This is a genomic window from Enterococcus asini ATCC 700915, from assembly GCF_000407365.1.
Classification (GTDB): domain Bacteria; phylum Bacillota; class Bacilli; order Lactobacillales; family Enterococcaceae; genus Enterococcus_C; species Enterococcus_C asini.
On record NZ_ASVU01000001.1, the window covers coordinates 1351796 to 1366942 of the forward strand.

A 15147-nucleotide genomic window follows, 5' to 3' on the forward strand; every position below is an offset into this window, starting at 1 on the left:
AACTGAGGTGGTAACACGCAAAAAAGCGTCCTCAAGCAGATGAATTTTCGTCTGCTTGAGGATGCTTTTTTTATTGAAGCACAAGCATCTGCAAAAAGGAGGGAACGACATGATTGAATTACAAGAGGTGTCCGTAGTATTTCCACAAAAAGGTGGGGCGCTGACAGCGGTCCAAAAGGTCAATCTACAGGTGGAAAAAGGCGATATCTTTGGCATCGTAGGCTATTCTGGCGCCGGTAAGAGTACCTTGGTGCGAGTGATGAATTTATTGCAGCGGCCTAGTTCCGGCAAGGTTTGGGTGGCGGGCACCGAGCTGACCGCCCTTTCGGAAAAAAAACTGCGAGAAAAGCGCAAGGGCATCGGGATGATTTTCCAGCATTTTAATCTGATGGATAGTCGCACGGTTTTTGACAATGTGGACTTTTCCTTAAAATATACGGGCAAAAGTAAGGCAGCACGACAGCAAAAGGTGACGGAGCTTTTGGATTTGGTGGGGTTAGCCGACAAGGAGCTAGCTTATCCTAGTCAGCTTTCCGGGGGACAAAAGCAGCGGGTAGCCATCGCTCGGGCGCTGGCCAATGATCCGGCGATTCTTCTGTGCGACGAGGCCACTAGCGCTTTGGACCCGAAGACGACCTTGCAAATCTTGGCTTTACTCAAACGGCTGAATCAAGAGCTAGGCTTGACGATTGTTTTGATTACTCATGAGATGCAAATCGTCAAAGAAATTTGCAACAAAGTAGCGGTGATGGAAAAAGGGCGGATTCTCGAAGTTGGCAACAGCGTCCAGATTTTCAGCCAACCTAAAGAAGCTTTGACTCAAGACTTTATCCGCACGGCGACGCACTTGGATCAAGCTTTAGAGACGATTTTTAGTCAGCCGACACTAGCAAAGCTGGCGAGTAATCAATGGCTAGTGGAGCTTTCCTACGTGGGAGAGCAGACCAATGAGCCTTTGATTGCCCAGCTGTATAGCCGCTACCAAGTGACGACGAATATCCTTTACGGCAACGTGGAGTTTCTGCAAAATACGCCGATTGGTAGCCTAATTGTGATTCTTTCAGGGGAGCTTCATCAGCGGCAACAGGCCTTGCGTCATTTGCAGCAACAAGGGGTTAGCGTACAAGTCTTGCAAGAAGCTGGGGTAGCGCCCCTCGCCACGGAAGCTTCTGCCTAAGATTTCTCAATCGCTACTACACAATCAAAGGAGGTTATTTTATGCAAGCGTGGTTTTATGAGACATTTCCCAATGTGGTGGCGATTCCCAACGAGATTTGGGCCGCCACCAAACAGACGATTTACATGTCTTTTTGGACGGCGCTAGTTGCCGGAATTCTGGGGATTTTCCTAGGAGTGCTGTTAGTGGTGACTCGCCCGGGAGGCATTTTGGCGCAGGGCTTTGTTTATCAAATTTTGGACAAAGCGATTAACGTGATTCGCTCGGTGCCTTTCATTATTTTACTGGCGCTTTTGGCGGTGACGACCCGCTTTTTAGTGGGCACGACCATCGGAGAAAAGGCCGCTTTGGTGCCCTTAATCGTCGGCGTGATTCCTTTTTTTGCCCGCCAGATTGAAAATGCCTTGTTGGAAATCGACCCGGGGGTAATCGAAGCCGCCCAAGCCATGGGAACTAGTCCTTTAGGCATCATTTTCCGGGTGTACTTAAAAGAAGGCCTGCCTGGAATCGTTCGGGCTGGGGCCTTGACCATTATTAATGTGATCGGCTTGACCGCCATGGCAGGAGCGGTGGGCGCCGGGGGCTTAGGCAATTTGGCCATTTCCCGCGGGTACAATCGGTTCCAGACCGACGTGACGTTGGTCGCCACCTTATTGATTCTCGTCTTAGTATTTATCAGCCAATTTGTCAGCAATTTGATTATCAAAAAAATTAGCCATTAGGAGGAACTCACATGAAAAAATTAGGGAAATTATTGGTCGCCGCAGCGTTTTTATTACTCGTAACGGGTTGCAGCAATTCTGCGGCTCAGTCGGCTAAAGACGAGACTGTCACGGTGAAATTAGGCGTGGTGGGAGACGATACGGATGTTTGGGACGATGTGCAAAAACGTCTAGCCAAAGAAGACATCAAGTTAGAGTACGTGAAATTCACCGATTACAATCAGCCCAATGATGCGTTGGCCCAAGGGGAAATCGACTTGAATGCCTTCCAGCACCAGTTTTTCTTAGATAACTACAACAAAGAACACGGCACAGACCTTGTGTCCATTGGCAATACGGTGAACGCGCCTCTAGGGATTTATTCGGATCAATTGACCAGTGTAGCAGACTTGAAAAACGGAGCTACGGTGGCGATTCCCAATGATGTGACCAATGGCGGTCGGGCGCTCTTACTCTTGCAGACTGCGGGGCTGATTGAAGTGGACCCAGATAAAGGTCAGACACCTACGACTTCTGATATTACCGCCAATAAATTGGGCTTAAAGATTGAAGAATTGGACGCTTCCCAAACCGCCCGGGCTTTAGCGGATGTGGATGCTGCCGTGATTAACAGTGGCGTAGCGGTGGATGCTGGCTTTACCCCGACGAAAGACGCGATTTATCTGGAACCGGTGGACGACAAAGCCCGGCCTTATGTGAATATCATCGTTTCCCGGAAAGAAGACGCAAACAATAAAACCTATCAGAAGATTGTCGATGCCTACCAGACGAAAGAAACCGAAAAAGTCATTGCAGAAACCTCGAAAGGCTCGAGTATCCCCGCATGGGAAGATTTCGGCCGCAAGTAAACCTACTTGTGCCAGACCGACAAACACAGCTAGAAAAACCCAACAAAAAAGGAGGAACCACCATGACCACGACTACGACAAACCCACTTACGACGAAAACTACCAATACGCCAGCTCAAACCGCGATTATTAAGGAATTTATCGCCAAACGCTTACCGGAATACCAAGCCTTGGCGTTAGACATCCACGAGCATCCGGAAGTCAGCAATTATGAATTTTATTCTTCCGGGGCCTTAGTCGCCCAACTGGAAAAAGAAGGCTTTACCGTAGCGCAAGACGTTGCAGGCCACCGCACCGGCTTTGATGCCCGCTACCAGGGGAAAAAGCCCGGCCCTACTTTGGCCTTTTTAGCCGAATTTGACGCCCTTCCCGGCATCGGTCATGCGTGCGGCCACAATCTGTTTGGCACGTATTCCGTCTTGGCAGCCAGTGCGTTGAAGGAATTGATCGACGAAGTGGGCGGGGAGCTGCGGGTTTACGGCACTCCCGGGGAAGAAGGCGGAGAAAACGGCTCGGCTAAGGGGAGTTTTGTGAAGCATGGGTACTTTACCGACGTGGACGCGGCCTTGTGCATCCATCCCGGCTATCGCTACCAGAAAACCTCGGCTTCTTTGGCCAACGATCCCGTGGATATCAAGTTTTACGGGGTGGCATCTCATGCTGCCGGGGCTCCGGAAGCCGGTATCAGCGCCTTGGAGGCATTATTGCAAGTCTTTAATGGGATCAACGGCCTGCGTCTAAGCTTGCCCAAAGACGTGAACATCCACGGCATCATTACCGATGGCGGGCAAGCCGCCAATGTGATTCCCGAGTTCGCTTCGGCCCGTTTCTATTTGCGGGCGGCCAACCGGAAAACCTTGGATCAAGTCTATGAAAAAGTGGAAAATATCGTGAAAGGCGCGGCATTGGCCACCGGTGCCACCTATGAATTCGGCCTCTTCCAAAACGCCGTGGACGATGTGATCGTGACGCCCTTATTCGATGAAGTATTCTTCCGCCACGCTGAGGAAGCCGGTGTGCCAGAAACAGAGATTCAAGAACGGGATAGTGGGAGTAAAGGTTCTTCTGATGTGGGCAATGTCAGCCAAGTGATTCCTACGATTCAGCCCACGGTTTCCATTGCCGACGAGTATATCGCCGGTCATTCCGAAGAGTTTAAAGCCGCCGCCCGCAGCACCAAAGGCCTAGCCTCCATCGGGATCGCCGCAGAGCTTTTGGCCACCACGGCTTTGGATTTACTGCAAGATCCAGAACTTTTGGCAGCAATCAAAGAAGAACACCAAAAGCAAGTGGCAAAAGGCAATTAACCGCTACGACTGACAGTGAGTCGGATTCCTTTGAGCAAATAAGTGTACTAACTAAAAGTAAGTAGATATACTAAGGCTAGTTACTTCACTTAGCGAAAAGAAAAGAGGAACCTGAAATGAATCCGACAACGACTGCTTTTAAAATCGACGCTGGGACGAAAATCGGCCACGTAGCCCTGAAAGTCGCCAACTTAGCGAAAATGACTACCTTTTACCAAGAAGTGATTGGCCTGAGCCTCCTAGCCAGTAATGAACAGGAAAGCGTGCTAGGAGTGGGCCAAACTACGCTTTTGCGTCTGCGTAAAATCACCGAGCCACTGCCTTTAACAAGAAGAACCGGCCTGTATCACGTGGCATTTTTGCTGCCAACTCGCCGGGATTTGGGCAATGCGTTGTTTCATTATTTGCAAGTCGAAGCGCCATTAGCCGGAGCCAGCGACCATGGCTACAGCGAGGCGCTGTACTTGACCGATCCCGAGGGCAATGGCATCGAAGTCTATCATGACAAAGAGCACAGCCAGTGGGATATCCGAGCCGATGGGGAAATCGTCGGGGTCACGGAACCCATGGATGCAGAAGGGGTATTAGGGGCGGCAGATCGTAACTGGACCGGTTTTGTCCCAGAAACCACCGTGGGCCACGTGCATTTGAAAGTGGCAGACCTTATCGCTAGCGACACCTTTTACACGGAAATCATGGGCTTGACCTTGACCAGAAATTTCGGTAGCCAAGCGAAATTTTTCGCAGCCGGTGATTATCACCATCATCTAGGAGCTAACAACTGGCTCGGCGCAAATGTTCCGCCTATGGAAGAGCATGATTTGGGTTTGGATTACTATACCTATCAAGTGCCAAATGCGGCTGAGCTCACTCGCTTGGCAGAACACTTTAAAGAAAATGGCGTGGACTTTAAAAAAGAATCCAACCGCCTGACTGTGCTTGATCCCAATGGCATTGTCGTGGTGGTGGAAGGGGAATAAAGCACTGCTATTACAGACTTCTCGTTATCAAAACGCGTATGTTTTGATGACGGGAAGTTTTTTACATTGTGTAGCGTATATGCTACAATCAAGGGGGTAGCCGATGAACAAGCCGGAATTTGACTGGGGCGTGGAGTTTCAAAGCTATTTGGATTCATTAAACGAAAAAGACTTAGCAAAATTTTTAGCCGTCATTCAGCGTATAGAAGTGTCTGGGATACAAGATTCAATTCGTAAAGAACGAGTCAAACGTCTCGAAAAAGACCTGTATGAAATTCGTGCTCAAACCAATGAACACTGGCTTCGAGGCTGCTATTTTCAATTGCGCGGAAACCAGTATTACATCACCCATGGCTTTAGCAAGAAGAGCAATCAAACCCCCGAAAAAAGAAATTCAACGAGCAAAAATGATTCGCAGGCGAATCACAGAATAGCTTGAAGGAAAAGGAGGCATTCGAATGAGTAAAGTAAGTGAATTGATTAAGGACAAAAGTCAAACGAGCGAAACGTTTCGCGTATCCTATGAAGAAGAAACTATGAAGTTGAATATGGCAGACCTAGTATACGATTTGCGACAACAGACAGGTTTGAATCAAACCGCTTTTGCCAAAAAAGTCGAAAAAAGTCGCTCAACTATCGCTCGAATTGAGAGTGGTAACATGGAGCCTTCTATTCATTTATTAGTCGACATTGCCGGAAAGCTAGGCAAAAAAATGGAAATCAAATTTGTGGAAGAAAGCCAAAAAGCAGGCCACTGATTCCCAAATTGCCATACATATCAGCAAAACGAGACTGTGATTTAAGTAATTTTCACATGATAAAAAACGAATGTTTACGATTGATTGATTAAGAAAGTTTGGATGATAGAAAATCATGACACTTCTTGTGTCATAGTCCGAAGAGAGAACATTACCATACGTATAAAGAGAAAAAGCAAATTACGCTGACTTAGCTTGATGAAATCAAGTTTAGTCAGCGTTTGAGATTTTTAGCAATGAAAAGAAGGCTATCTTCCAATGATTTTAATGGAAGATAGCCTTCTTTTGCTTGCGTCTCACGTTTGGTATGATTCGGTTCGTAGGACGGTGACTTAACTATTGTCACGCCCCTTTTTCTATCTACCAAGAGGGACAACTACCCCCGTAAATCATCCAATATCTCGGTTTTTCCTGCGGTTTTTTCGTCTTTCATCTTAATGAGTTTGGCTGGAGAGCCAGCTACTACGGCTTTTGCTGGGACATCGGCGGTGACCACGGATCCGGCGGCCACCACGGCGCCTTGGCCGACCCGGACGCCTTCTAAGACTACGGCATTGGCACCGATTAATACGTCGTCTTCAATGATTACAGGACTAGCAGAAGGGGGCTCCAAGACACCGGCCAAGACCGCCCCGGCCCCGATATGGGCGCGCTTGCCCACGGTGGCCCGGGCACCTAAGACAGCATTCATGTCGATCATGCTGTTTTCCCCGATAAAGGCGCCGATATTAATCACCGCCCCCATCATGATCACGGCATTTTTTTCAATGGTGACTTGCTCGCGAATAATCGCCCCCGGCTCGATGCGGGCATCCACTTTGGTCAAATCCAAAAGGGGAATAGCGGAATTGCGCCGGTCATTTTCCAAGTAGGAGTTGTGAATCAAATCTTGGTGTGCTGCCAGAAAGTCCGTCAGCGCCGCTTCATCCCCAATCGCCAACCAAAACGAGCCTTGGCCAAAAAGTTGAAGATTGTCAGGGGTTTGATTGGCAATGCTCTGTAAATCCCCGGTGAGATAGGCTTTGACCGGAGTTGCTTTTTTCGCGTCTTTAATGTAACGAGCTAGTGCATAAGGATCGGTAAACTCCATAAAATCAGTCCTTTAGTTAGTTTCTTTTGCGTCTAGTAAGTCCGCCATGGCATATAGGCCCGGTGGTTGTTTTGCCAAAAAGAGAGCGGCTTTCAAGGCACCGTTAGCAAAGATATCCCGGCTTAGGGCAGTATGGGTCAGTTCGATGATTTCGTCTGGTCCGGCATAAAGCACCGTATGTTCCCCGGGAATCGTGCCCCCCCGCACCGCGTGGATGCCCATTTCGTCTAAGGGATTGCTTAACTCCAACCCGTGGCGTCCGTAGACATAGGTTTTCGGCTTAGTTAAGCTGTCATTGATCCCGTCCGCCAGCAGTAGAGCTGTGCCGCTGGGGGCGTCTTTTTTCTGATTGTGGTGTTTTTCGATGATTTCGATATTGAAGTCGGGCTCCAAGGCCGGGCTAATGGCTTGCAGGGCTTTTAGTAAAACATTGATCCCCAAGGACATATTGGCGGAAACGAAGACGGGAATCACTTGAGCCGCTACGGCTAGCATTCCCTTAGTGTCTTCGTCCAGGCCGGTGGTAGCCACCACCACGGGCAGATTTTTTTCCACACAGACGTTTAATAACTCCGGTACCACGGAATGGTGGGAAAAGTCGATAACGACATCTGCTGTGTCGGCAAACTCAGTCGCCAATTCGGTTGCCGATTGATACAGGGGAAAGTCTATCTGTCCGGGTAGGGCTTTTTCCGGATGGGCGTCAATCCCTGCGACAATCACCAGGCCGGGATCGTTTTGAATGGCTCTTTGTAAGACTTGGCCCATGCGCCCTAAGACGCCACTAATAATGATTTTTTTCATATTAGACCTCCTCTGCTAAAAGCCCATAGTCTTTCATGGCTTTTTTCAAGTTGGCTAGGGTACTAGCTTCCGGTACGCCCAGAGGCAGGCGATAGTTCATGGAGCATTTGCCTAAGAGGCTGACGCCGGCTTTAACCGGTACCGGATTGACCTCGGCAAAAATCGCATTGATTAAAGGCAGTTGGGCCAGCTGGGTCTTTTGAGCCGCTTGCCAGTTGCCCTTTAAGTAATCGTGGACCATAGTCGAGGTTTCTTTTGGCAAGAGGTTGGCAATAGTAGAAATCACCCCAGAGCCTCCCACAGATAATAAAGGCAAGACTTGGTCGTCATTACCGGAGTACAAGGCGAAGTTATCGTCCACCAAGGTGGCAATCGCCACGATTTGGGAGATGTCTCCGCTGGCTTCTTTGATTCCTTGAACGTTGGGAATTTCTTTCAAGCGTGCTACCATTTCCGGCGTTAAATTTAGCCCCGTGCGCCCGGCGATGGAGTACAAGATTACCGGCAAACTCGTTTGGCTACAAATCGCTTCGTAATGAGCCACCAGACTGGATTTAGTGGCTTTGTTGTAGTAAGGTGTCACCACTAATAACGCATCGGCACCGGCTTTTTCCGCTTCTTTGGCCAAGTGAATCCCGTGGGCGGTGTCATTGGAACCTGTGCCCCCGATAACGGGAATCCGGCCAGCTACTTGCTTGACCACGGTTTCGATTACCTTAATGTGCTCTTCGTCTTTCAGCGTGGAGGCTTCCCCCGTGGTGCCACAGGCGATAATCGCATCTACGCCTTCTTGGACCTGCCATTCCGTCAGCTTTTGTAGCTCGGTGTAATTCACGCTACCGTCGTCATTCATAGGAGTAACCAACGCTACTCCGGCTCCTTCAAAAATCGCCATGTTCCTCAACCTTTCTTCCCTGAGATTTCCTTGACTCTTTTGTCAAAATAAAAAATTTGAAAATTATTCTGAAAATAGTTTTATATTCAGAAAATTCCTGTATTATTAGGATTATATACTATAATGAATGAAAATATTACTAAATCTCTTAAAAAAACGCATTTTTTCTTGAGAAGGGGATGGTTCTTTGCAGATTACCAAGGAAGTGGCGGCACTCTTGCCTCAGGTGAAGCGCTGGCGCCGGGATTTGCACCAAATACCGGAGTTGGGCTTGGCGGAATATGAAACTTGTCGCTATTTGAAAAAAGAACTGAAAACCATGGGAGTGCCAGATACAGCCATTCATCAACCTTTGGAAACGGCTTTAGTGGTGGTTTTGGAGGGAGCGACGGCTGGTAAGTGCGTGGCTTTTCGCACGGATATCGATGCTTTGCCGGTAATGGAAGCCACCGGGGTTGACTTTGCCTCTCGTTATCCCGGACGCATGCATGCTTGCGGCCATGATGGACACGCGGCGACCATGCTGGGCTTTACGCAGTATTTGTTAGCACACAAGAAAGCGCTAGTGGGCCGGGTGGTCTTGATTTTTCAGCCGGCAGAAGAAGGTCCCGGGGGTGCGCAACTGCTCTTAGACACGGGGATTTTACAGGAGCTAGGCGTGGAACAAATCGTCGGCCTCCACGTCTTTCCGGAATTTCCTGAAGGGGTGATTGCCGCGAGAAGTGGGGGCATGATGGCCCGCAATGGGGAAGTCACCATTACCGTTACCGGGCGATCGGCCCATGGAGCCCAGCCCCAGCAAGGCCAAGATGCTATTTTAGCCATGAGTGCCGTGATTCAAGCTTTGCACAGCATCATTTCCCGGAATTTGTCCCCTTTAGACAGTGCGGTTCTGACTTTTGGCAAAATCAGCGGCGGGGAGGCCATGAATATCATTCCCGGCAAAGTCACTTTAGAAGGAACCATGCGGGCCTTTGACGATGACGTCTATGAGACCATGGTGACCCGCATCGAAACCGTTGTAAACCAAGTGGCGGCAGGTTACGACTGTCACGGAGAGGTCGAATTTCGTCACATGTATCGGGTGGTGGACAATGACCCGCAAATGGTGGCGGCACTAGAAACGGTTGCTCAAGACAGCTACGTCACTACGCCCCCTTATTTACTGGCGGAGGATTTTTCCATGTATCAGCAAGTCTTCCCGGGATTGTTCTTCTTTGTGGGGACCCGGGATGAAGAGCGGGGGTACATTCACCCTTTACACAGTAACAAAATGCAGTTTGACGAAAAGAATCTTCTAGGGGGCATCCAGTGCTACCTAGGGTTGTTGGCGGAGTTCAATCAAAAAGGAGCGAAACTATGAGTGTAAAAACCATTGAAAACAATCATCTGTACTGGGACGGCTGCGACACGGTGGCCTTAGCCCAAAAATACGGCACCCCCTTGTACGTCTTATCGGAAAATGCCATTTTACAGCGCACGCAAGAGTTGCACCGAGACTTTCTCGCCAAATACGACAACGTGCGGGTGGCTTTTGCCTCGAAAGCTTTTAACACCGTGGCCATGTGCCAATTAATCGCCAGAGAAGGGCTGAGTTTGGATGTGGTATCTGGCGGGGAATTGTATACGGCGATGAAAGCCGGCTTTCCCGGAGAACATATCGAGTTTAATGGTAACAACAAATCCCAAGCCGAACTGGAAATGGCGGTAGCATACGGCGTGGGTCGGATTATCGTGGATGGGCTGACTGAAGTGGAGCGCTTGGCAGAAATTTGCCGTCGTTTACAGAAAACCGCTAAAATCTTGTTTCGGATTACCCCAGAGATTACCGTGGACACCCACGATTTCATCTCCACCGGCCAAAAAGATTCCAAATTCGGCATTCCTTTAAATCCGGAAATCCTTTTCCCGCAAATCGAAGCGGCGATTGCTTTGCCGGAAATCGAATTTTACGGTCTGCATTTTCATATTGGTAGCCAACTTTCGGACAATAGCACCCATTTAGCCGCGGCCAAAGTCGCGTTGTCCTTGGTGAATGAGATTAAAGAACGCTACGACTTTACAATTAAAGAGTTAAATTACGGCGGGGGCTTCGGTGTGGAATACGTGGAGGGGGATGTGCGCCAGCCCTATGGTTATTTCTTGGAGCCTTTAATGGCGCTGACAGAAGCCTACTGCGGGGAGCACGGACTGCTGCGGCCAAATATTGTCATTGAGCCCGGGCGTTCTTTAGTTGCCGAAGCCGGTATCAGTCTGCATACCATTGGTGAAATCAAAACCTTACCCGGCTTGCGCACCTATGCGGCCATCGACGGGGGCATGACCGACAATATCCGTCCCGGTCTTTATCAGGCGGACTATACCGGCCTTGTTGCCAACAAAGCAGCGGCAAAACGAACGGAGAGCGTGACGATTTCCGGTAAAGCTTGTGAGAGCACGGATATCCTCATGAAAGACCTACCCGTGCCACCATTGAGTGCCGGGGACATTTTCGTCACTTTTACCACGGGGGCTTACGGGTATTCTATGGCTTCGAATTACAACAAGCTGCCGATTCCCGCCGTGGTCTTGGTGAAAGACGGTCAAGATCAGCTAATCGTGGCTCGCCAAAGTTATGAACAAATGATTCAAAATGAACGTTTCCTAGAGGAGTGGCGCTAATGGAAATCCCTTTTTACAAAATGCAAGGCTGCGGCAACGATTTTATCATCTTTGACAACCGCCGCTATGGTTTTACTATGGCGCAATTAAGTACTTTGGCTAAGCAGATTTGTCGGCAGCGGGTGAGCCTTGGGGGGGATGCCCTGATGGTGGTGGATGAGGCAAGAGCTACTGGGGATTTTCGCATGATTTTCTTCAATGCAGACGGCAGCGAGGCGGAAATGTGTGGCAATGGCGCCCGCTGTTTGGCCCGCTATGCCTATGAAGAAGGCATCGCCGGACCTGTTATGACAATCGAAACCTTGGCGGGCCTTGTCCCTGCTTGGCGAGAAGACCAGCGCACGTATCGGGTCCGCTTAAATGAACCGACGAAATACACAGCGAATTTGGATTTTTCTAAAGAAGAGCTGGTAGAGGAGCTGTTAGAAGACGCTCTGGAAGAGAAGACCGCGAAAAGTGGGTCCGCAACGGTAGATCAAGCCATAGAAACGATTGGGCAATCATTGAGTCAGCGAGCTCAGGGCATTTCATTTCTTGACTATGTGGAGTTGGGGGATCCCGGATTGCCTCATTTGGTGGTGGGCTATCCGCAATTAGCCGAGACAGCCTTAGCCGATTTGAAACCTTTAGCGCAAGCACTGCGGAACTGGTCAGCCTTACCGAAAGGGGCCAATGTGAACTTTGTGGCAGTAGCATCGGTTCCTGACTCTGAAATCGTGACTGCCGACCTTGCTAGCGAGGCTTCACCGGACTTAGTAAAACCAGCGGGACGGGCAATCGTCCGGACCTATGAACGAGGAGTGGAGGACTTCACCTTGGCCTGTGGGACCGGGGCGGGTTCTGTGGCGTATAGTTTGGTCCAACGGGAATTAGTTCAAACTGGAGCGCCAGTCGTCCTTGACGTACTCGGCGGCCAGCTCGCTGTGGCAGTACGGGGCAAACAACTAGATTTAATAGGTCCGACCAATGTGGTAGCAAAAGGCCTGTTGGTGGATGAGGATGTACAATTTTAAAATAAAAAGCCTGGAAAACAACGTGAAATGGCGTTGTTTTCCAGGCTTTTTTGGATGGATTAGTCCAAATACATCTCTCTAAACTCTTCTAACTGCGCCTCTGTAAGCCCAAGCACTTGTTTTGCGTAGGTTTCCATGTCGCCGTAATGACTGGTTAAAGCGTCAAAGGCGCTGTCCAGATAGGCAACTTTGGTTTGTTGCAAGGAGGCTAGGTAGTCCAAAACAAAGGCATTGTCCGTATATTGGCGATAGATTGCCATCCGTTGTTCGTTACGGGGACGGTTGTAGACGTCTGTCAAGAGATAGTCTCGGTAGATGGTCTCTTTTGGTACCCCTAAGAGACCGAGGATTAAAGCCGCGGCCCACCCCGTGCGATCCTTTCCACCTTGACAGTGAAAAAGGGTCGGGACTTATTGGAATTAGTTACGGACTTTAAATAGAAAAGCTATAATAACATAGATTGGAATGTGATTAATTATATTTGTTCATATTACGATATTTTTTTGGAGTAGTGTGGAACTGTTTTTCAAACATCGTATAGAAGGTGTTTTGATTAGAAAATCCGACTTCTTCACAAATCTCAGAAATTGGCAAATTGGTACTTTCTAACAATATGATGGCTTTTTTTAGGCGTATTTCACAGATTAATTGGGAAAAATTTTTCCCAGTTATTTTTTTGATTAAGCTACTCAGGTAATTGGGGGAGTAGTTCAATATTTGGGACATGGATTTTACAGTGACATTCTGGTGGTTTTCTTCAATAAATGAGAGAATATCGAAATACAATTTCGTATCTTTTGTTTTGGAAGATTCTTTGTTAGAAACGAGGGCTTTCTCATAATACTTTAATAGCTTTTCGAAAATAATGGTAATGTAGTGATTATAAATTGATTCATCTGTCTTTTCGTGTTCAATTAGCTCAATTACTAGTAGTTTAAGAATGCAGATAAGTTCGAACTCATCTTGAATAGGGAAAAAAAGGTAGCGATTGTATTTTTGACTTTCAAAGAGTGATTTTAACAGGAAGTCACTAATGGGGTTATCGGGATTAAAATCCTTGAAAAAGATCTTTGTAAAATATTTTTTTGAAAAGCGAAAAGCAAGAAGAATATCATTTTTTCCGGGTGGCGCGATTGAATGACGAACCTGTGTGTCAAGAATAATTAAATCGTTTTTCTTTAAAAGTATTTCTGTATTGTTAATGACTTGTTTGATCTCTCCAGAGTAAACATAGTTCATTTCGATGTATTCGTGATTGTGTTCAGTGACTGATAGAAAACGACTGGTCTTTTTAAAATCGAAAATTTTTAAGTTACTCTTTCTGGGGGTATAAGCAATTTCCTCGTTAGACATCTTTTTCTTTGTTAAGTATTCTCGTTCGTGATCTGTATAAGAATGCAAAAAATCATCCAACTCTTTAAAATCCATTGTATTAGCTCCTTTGAGTAAATCATAGAAATCGATAGTAATCATAATAAAAAATACCATTTTCTATTTTTTACATCAAGTATAGGATATATATAACAACGTTGGAAACGCTTGATGAAGGAGAGAAAATTATGGAAAAGTATATCAATAAAGTGCAGATGTTTGCCAGCAAGTTTGGCAATATTAGCTATGTAAAAGCTATTACTGATGGGGTTTCAGCAGTAATACCGGCAATCATTATTGGTTCAATCTACACCTTACTGGGAAATATACAAATCAAACCTTATTTAGATTTTATTGATTCTACTGGGATCAAGGATTACTTATCTTTACCAAACAATACGACTATGGGAATCGTTAGTATTTTATTAACGTTTACAGTCGCCTATAGTTTCGCTCATTCGGCGAATCAAGACGGAGTTTCAGCAGGTATTATTTCAATCTGTAGCTTTGTTCTTTTGATACCGTTTGAAGTATTAGAAAGTGGTAGCAAAGGAATACCAATCATTTGGCTAGGAGCACAGGGGATGTTTATGGCAATGATTGTTGGGGTTGTGGTTGGAAAGATTTTTGTTGTATTGAAAGAAAAGAATATCGAAATAAAAATGCCAGAAAATGTTCCACCTGCAACAGTTCGGGCATTCAGCGCTATTATCCCGGGCTTTATCATTATTACAGTATTCTTATTGATTGCAGCGGTATTGAAAAATACTTCTTTCGTAACGTTCCCACAGATGGTTTCAACGTTAATCCAAACACCACTTTCCGGGATTGGGAATTCTGTTTGGGCAGTGGCACTTATTTGGATGTTAAGTAACTTTGTGTGGTTCTTTGGGATTCATGGGATTGTCGTGGTTTCTGTTGTCAATCCAATTTTGATTTCAATCGATCTAGATAATTTGGAACAGACAAGCGCAGGTCTTGAAGCAACTCGAATTATAGGTAAGAATTTTACGAATGTATACGGTGGTGCAACAGGCGCAGGAGTTATTATGGGACTAATCATTTTAATGACATTCTTTGCGAAGAGCAAGCAATACCGAACTTTAGGGAAATTATCAATTATTCCAGATATTTTTAGTATTGCAGAACCAGCTATCTTTGGTACCCCAATTGTTTTAAATCTAGTGCTGATCATTCCATTTATTTTGATTCCGACGATTTCTATTTTTGCTGCCTTTTTCTTAACCAAAGTTGGTATTTTACCAATTCTCAATGGTGTTCAGTTACCTTGGAGTATTCCAGTTGTCTTACAAGGATTTTTGTTAGGCGGTTGGCGTGTTGCTCTTTATCAAGTAGTTTTACTAGTCTTCTCTGTTATCGCATACTATCCATTTTTCAAAGTCCTAGACAAAAAAGCCTATGCACTTGAACAAGGACAAACCAACGGAACAACAGAAGCAAATTAATAAATCTGTAGAACAATTGTCGATTGATAGTGAAATCGTGGTTCGTAGTTAGGAG

The 15147-nt window shown here is 46.9% G+C and carries 15 protein-coding genes, 1 pseudogene and 1 other annotated feature (1 of these 17 running past the window's edge); of the genes and pseudogenes, 11 read left to right on the forward strand and 5 right to left on the reverse strand.

Annotated elements, in window-relative coordinates; translation table 11 throughout:
* Positions 1 to 36 (forward strand) — a binding site (T-box leader) (it extends 204 nt beyond the left edge of the window).
* 73 nt (positions 37 to 109) lie between these two features.
* The 7 genes from I579_RS06590 to I579_RS06620 all read left to right on the forward strand — a co-directional run bounded on the left by I579_RS06590 (position 110) and on the right by I579_RS06620 (position 5792).
* Positions 110 to 1177, forward strand: coding sequence for a methionine ABC transporter ATP-binding protein (locus I579_RS06590; protein WP_010754388.1), 1068 nt, complete (start codon positions 110 to 112; stop codon positions 1175 to 1177).
* A gap of 41 nt (positions 1178 to 1218) precedes the next feature.
* Positions 1219 to 1899 (forward strand): methionine ABC transporter permease, encoded by a 681-nt coding sequence (locus tag I579_RS06595; protein WP_010754387.1) that lies wholly within the window; start codon positions 1219 to 1221, stop codon positions 1897 to 1899.
* A gap of 11 nt (positions 1900 to 1910) precedes the next feature.
* On the forward strand, positions 1911 to 2747 hold the full coding sequence (locus tag I579_RS06600) for a MetQ/NlpA family ABC transporter substrate-binding protein (RefSeq protein ID WP_010754386.1): 837 nt from the start codon (positions 1911 to 1913) through the stop codon (positions 2745 to 2747).
* 62 nt (positions 2748 to 2809) lie between these two features.
* Positions 2810 to 4054 (forward strand): M20 family metallopeptidase, encoded by a 1245-nt coding sequence (locus I579_RS06605; protein ID WP_010754385.1) that lies wholly within the window; start codon positions 2810 to 2812, stop codon positions 4052 to 4054.
* A gap of 116 nt (positions 4055 to 4170) precedes the next feature.
* Positions 4171 to 5034, forward strand: a complete 864-nt coding sequence (locus tag I579_RS06610; RefSeq protein WP_010754384.1) for a VOC family protein — start codon at positions 4171 to 4173, stop codon at positions 5032 to 5034.
* A gap of 103 nt (positions 5035 to 5137) precedes the next feature.
* A complete protein-coding gene (locus tag I579_RS06615) occupies positions 5138 to 5473 on the forward strand; it encodes a type II toxin-antitoxin system RelE/ParE family toxin (RefSeq protein ID WP_010754383.1) in 336 nt (111 codons plus the stop codon).
* A gap of 19 nt (positions 5474 to 5492) precedes the next feature.
* Positions 5493 to 5792 carry a helix-turn-helix transcriptional regulator gene (locus tag I579_RS06620; RefSeq protein ID WP_010754382.1) on the forward strand — a complete coding sequence of 100 codons (300 nt, stop codon included), beginning with the start codon at positions 5493 to 5495 and terminating at the stop codon, positions 5790 to 5792.
* Positions 5793 to 6168: 376 nt separating this feature from the next.
* Here the strand turns inward: I579_RS06620 and dapD are convergent, their stop codons facing one another.
* Genes dapD through dapA form a run of 3 tightly spaced genes read right to left on the reverse strand, consistent with a single transcriptional unit; the run spans position 6169 to position 8581 of the window.
* Positions 6169 to 6882 carry a 2,3,4,5-tetrahydropyridine-2,6-dicarboxylate N-acetyltransferase gene (gene dapD, locus I579_RS06625; protein ID WP_010754381.1) on the reverse strand — a complete coding sequence of 238 codons (714 nt, stop codon included), beginning with the start codon at positions 6880 to 6882 and terminating at the stop codon, positions 6169 to 6171.
* Positions 6883 to 6894: 12 nt separating this feature from the next.
* A complete protein-coding gene (gene dapB, locus I579_RS06630; protein ID WP_010754380.1) occupies positions 6895 to 7686 on the reverse strand; it encodes a 4-hydroxy-tetrahydrodipicolinate reductase in 792 nt (263 codons plus the stop codon).
* A gap of 1 nt (position 7687) precedes the next feature.
* Complete coding sequence (gene dapA / locus I579_RS06635; RefSeq protein WP_010754379.1) at positions 7688 to 8581, reverse strand: 4-hydroxy-tetrahydrodipicolinate synthase; 894 nt, start codon at positions 8579 to 8581, stop codon at positions 7688 to 7690.
* A 187-nt stretch (positions 8582 to 8768) separates the two neighbouring features.
* On the opposite strand from dapA, the gene I579_RS06640 reads away from it, so the two are divergent.
* Genes I579_RS06640 through dapF form a run of 3 tightly spaced genes read left to right on the forward strand, consistent with a single transcriptional unit; the run spans position 8769 to position 12255 of the window.
* Complete coding sequence (locus tag I579_RS06640; RefSeq protein WP_010754378.1) at positions 8769 to 9944, forward strand: M20 metallopeptidase family protein; 1176 nt, start codon at positions 8769 to 8771, stop codon at positions 9942 to 9944.
* Complete coding sequence (gene lysA, locus I579_RS06645; RefSeq protein WP_010754377.1) at positions 9941 to 11242, forward strand: diaminopimelate decarboxylase; 1302 nt, start codon at positions 9941 to 9943, stop codon at positions 11240 to 11242. The genes I579_RS06640 and lysA overlap by 4 nt, the downstream gene beginning before the upstream one ends.
* Positions 11242 to 12255 (forward strand): diaminopimelate epimerase, encoded by a 1014-nt coding sequence (gene dapF, locus I579_RS06650; RefSeq protein WP_010754376.1) that lies wholly within the window; start codon positions 11242 to 11244, stop codon positions 12253 to 12255. Before lysA ends, dapF begins: the two co-directional genes overlap by 1 nt.
* A 59-nt stretch (positions 12256 to 12314) precedes the next feature.
* Here dapF and I579_RS06655 read toward each other — a convergent pair.
* Positions 12315 to 12650: pseudogene (locus I579_RS06655) on the reverse strand (tyrosine-protein phosphatase); the annotation flags it as partial.
* A gap of 76 nt (positions 12651 to 12726) precedes the next feature.
* Complete coding sequence (locus tag I579_RS06660; RefSeq protein WP_010754374.1) at positions 12727 to 13683, reverse strand: AraC family transcriptional regulator; 957 nt, start codon at positions 13681 to 13683, stop codon at positions 12727 to 12729.
* Between the two features lie 131 nt (positions 13684 to 13814).
* Here I579_RS06660 and I579_RS06665 point away from each other — a divergent pair, with 131 nt between their 5' ends.
* Positions 13815 to 15092: a PTS sugar transporter subunit IIC gene (locus tag I579_RS06665; protein WP_010754373.1), complete on the forward strand. Its 1278-nt coding sequence runs from the start codon at positions 13815 to 13817 to the stop codon at positions 15090 to 15092.
* Positions 15093 to 15147: the final 55 nt, after the last annotated feature.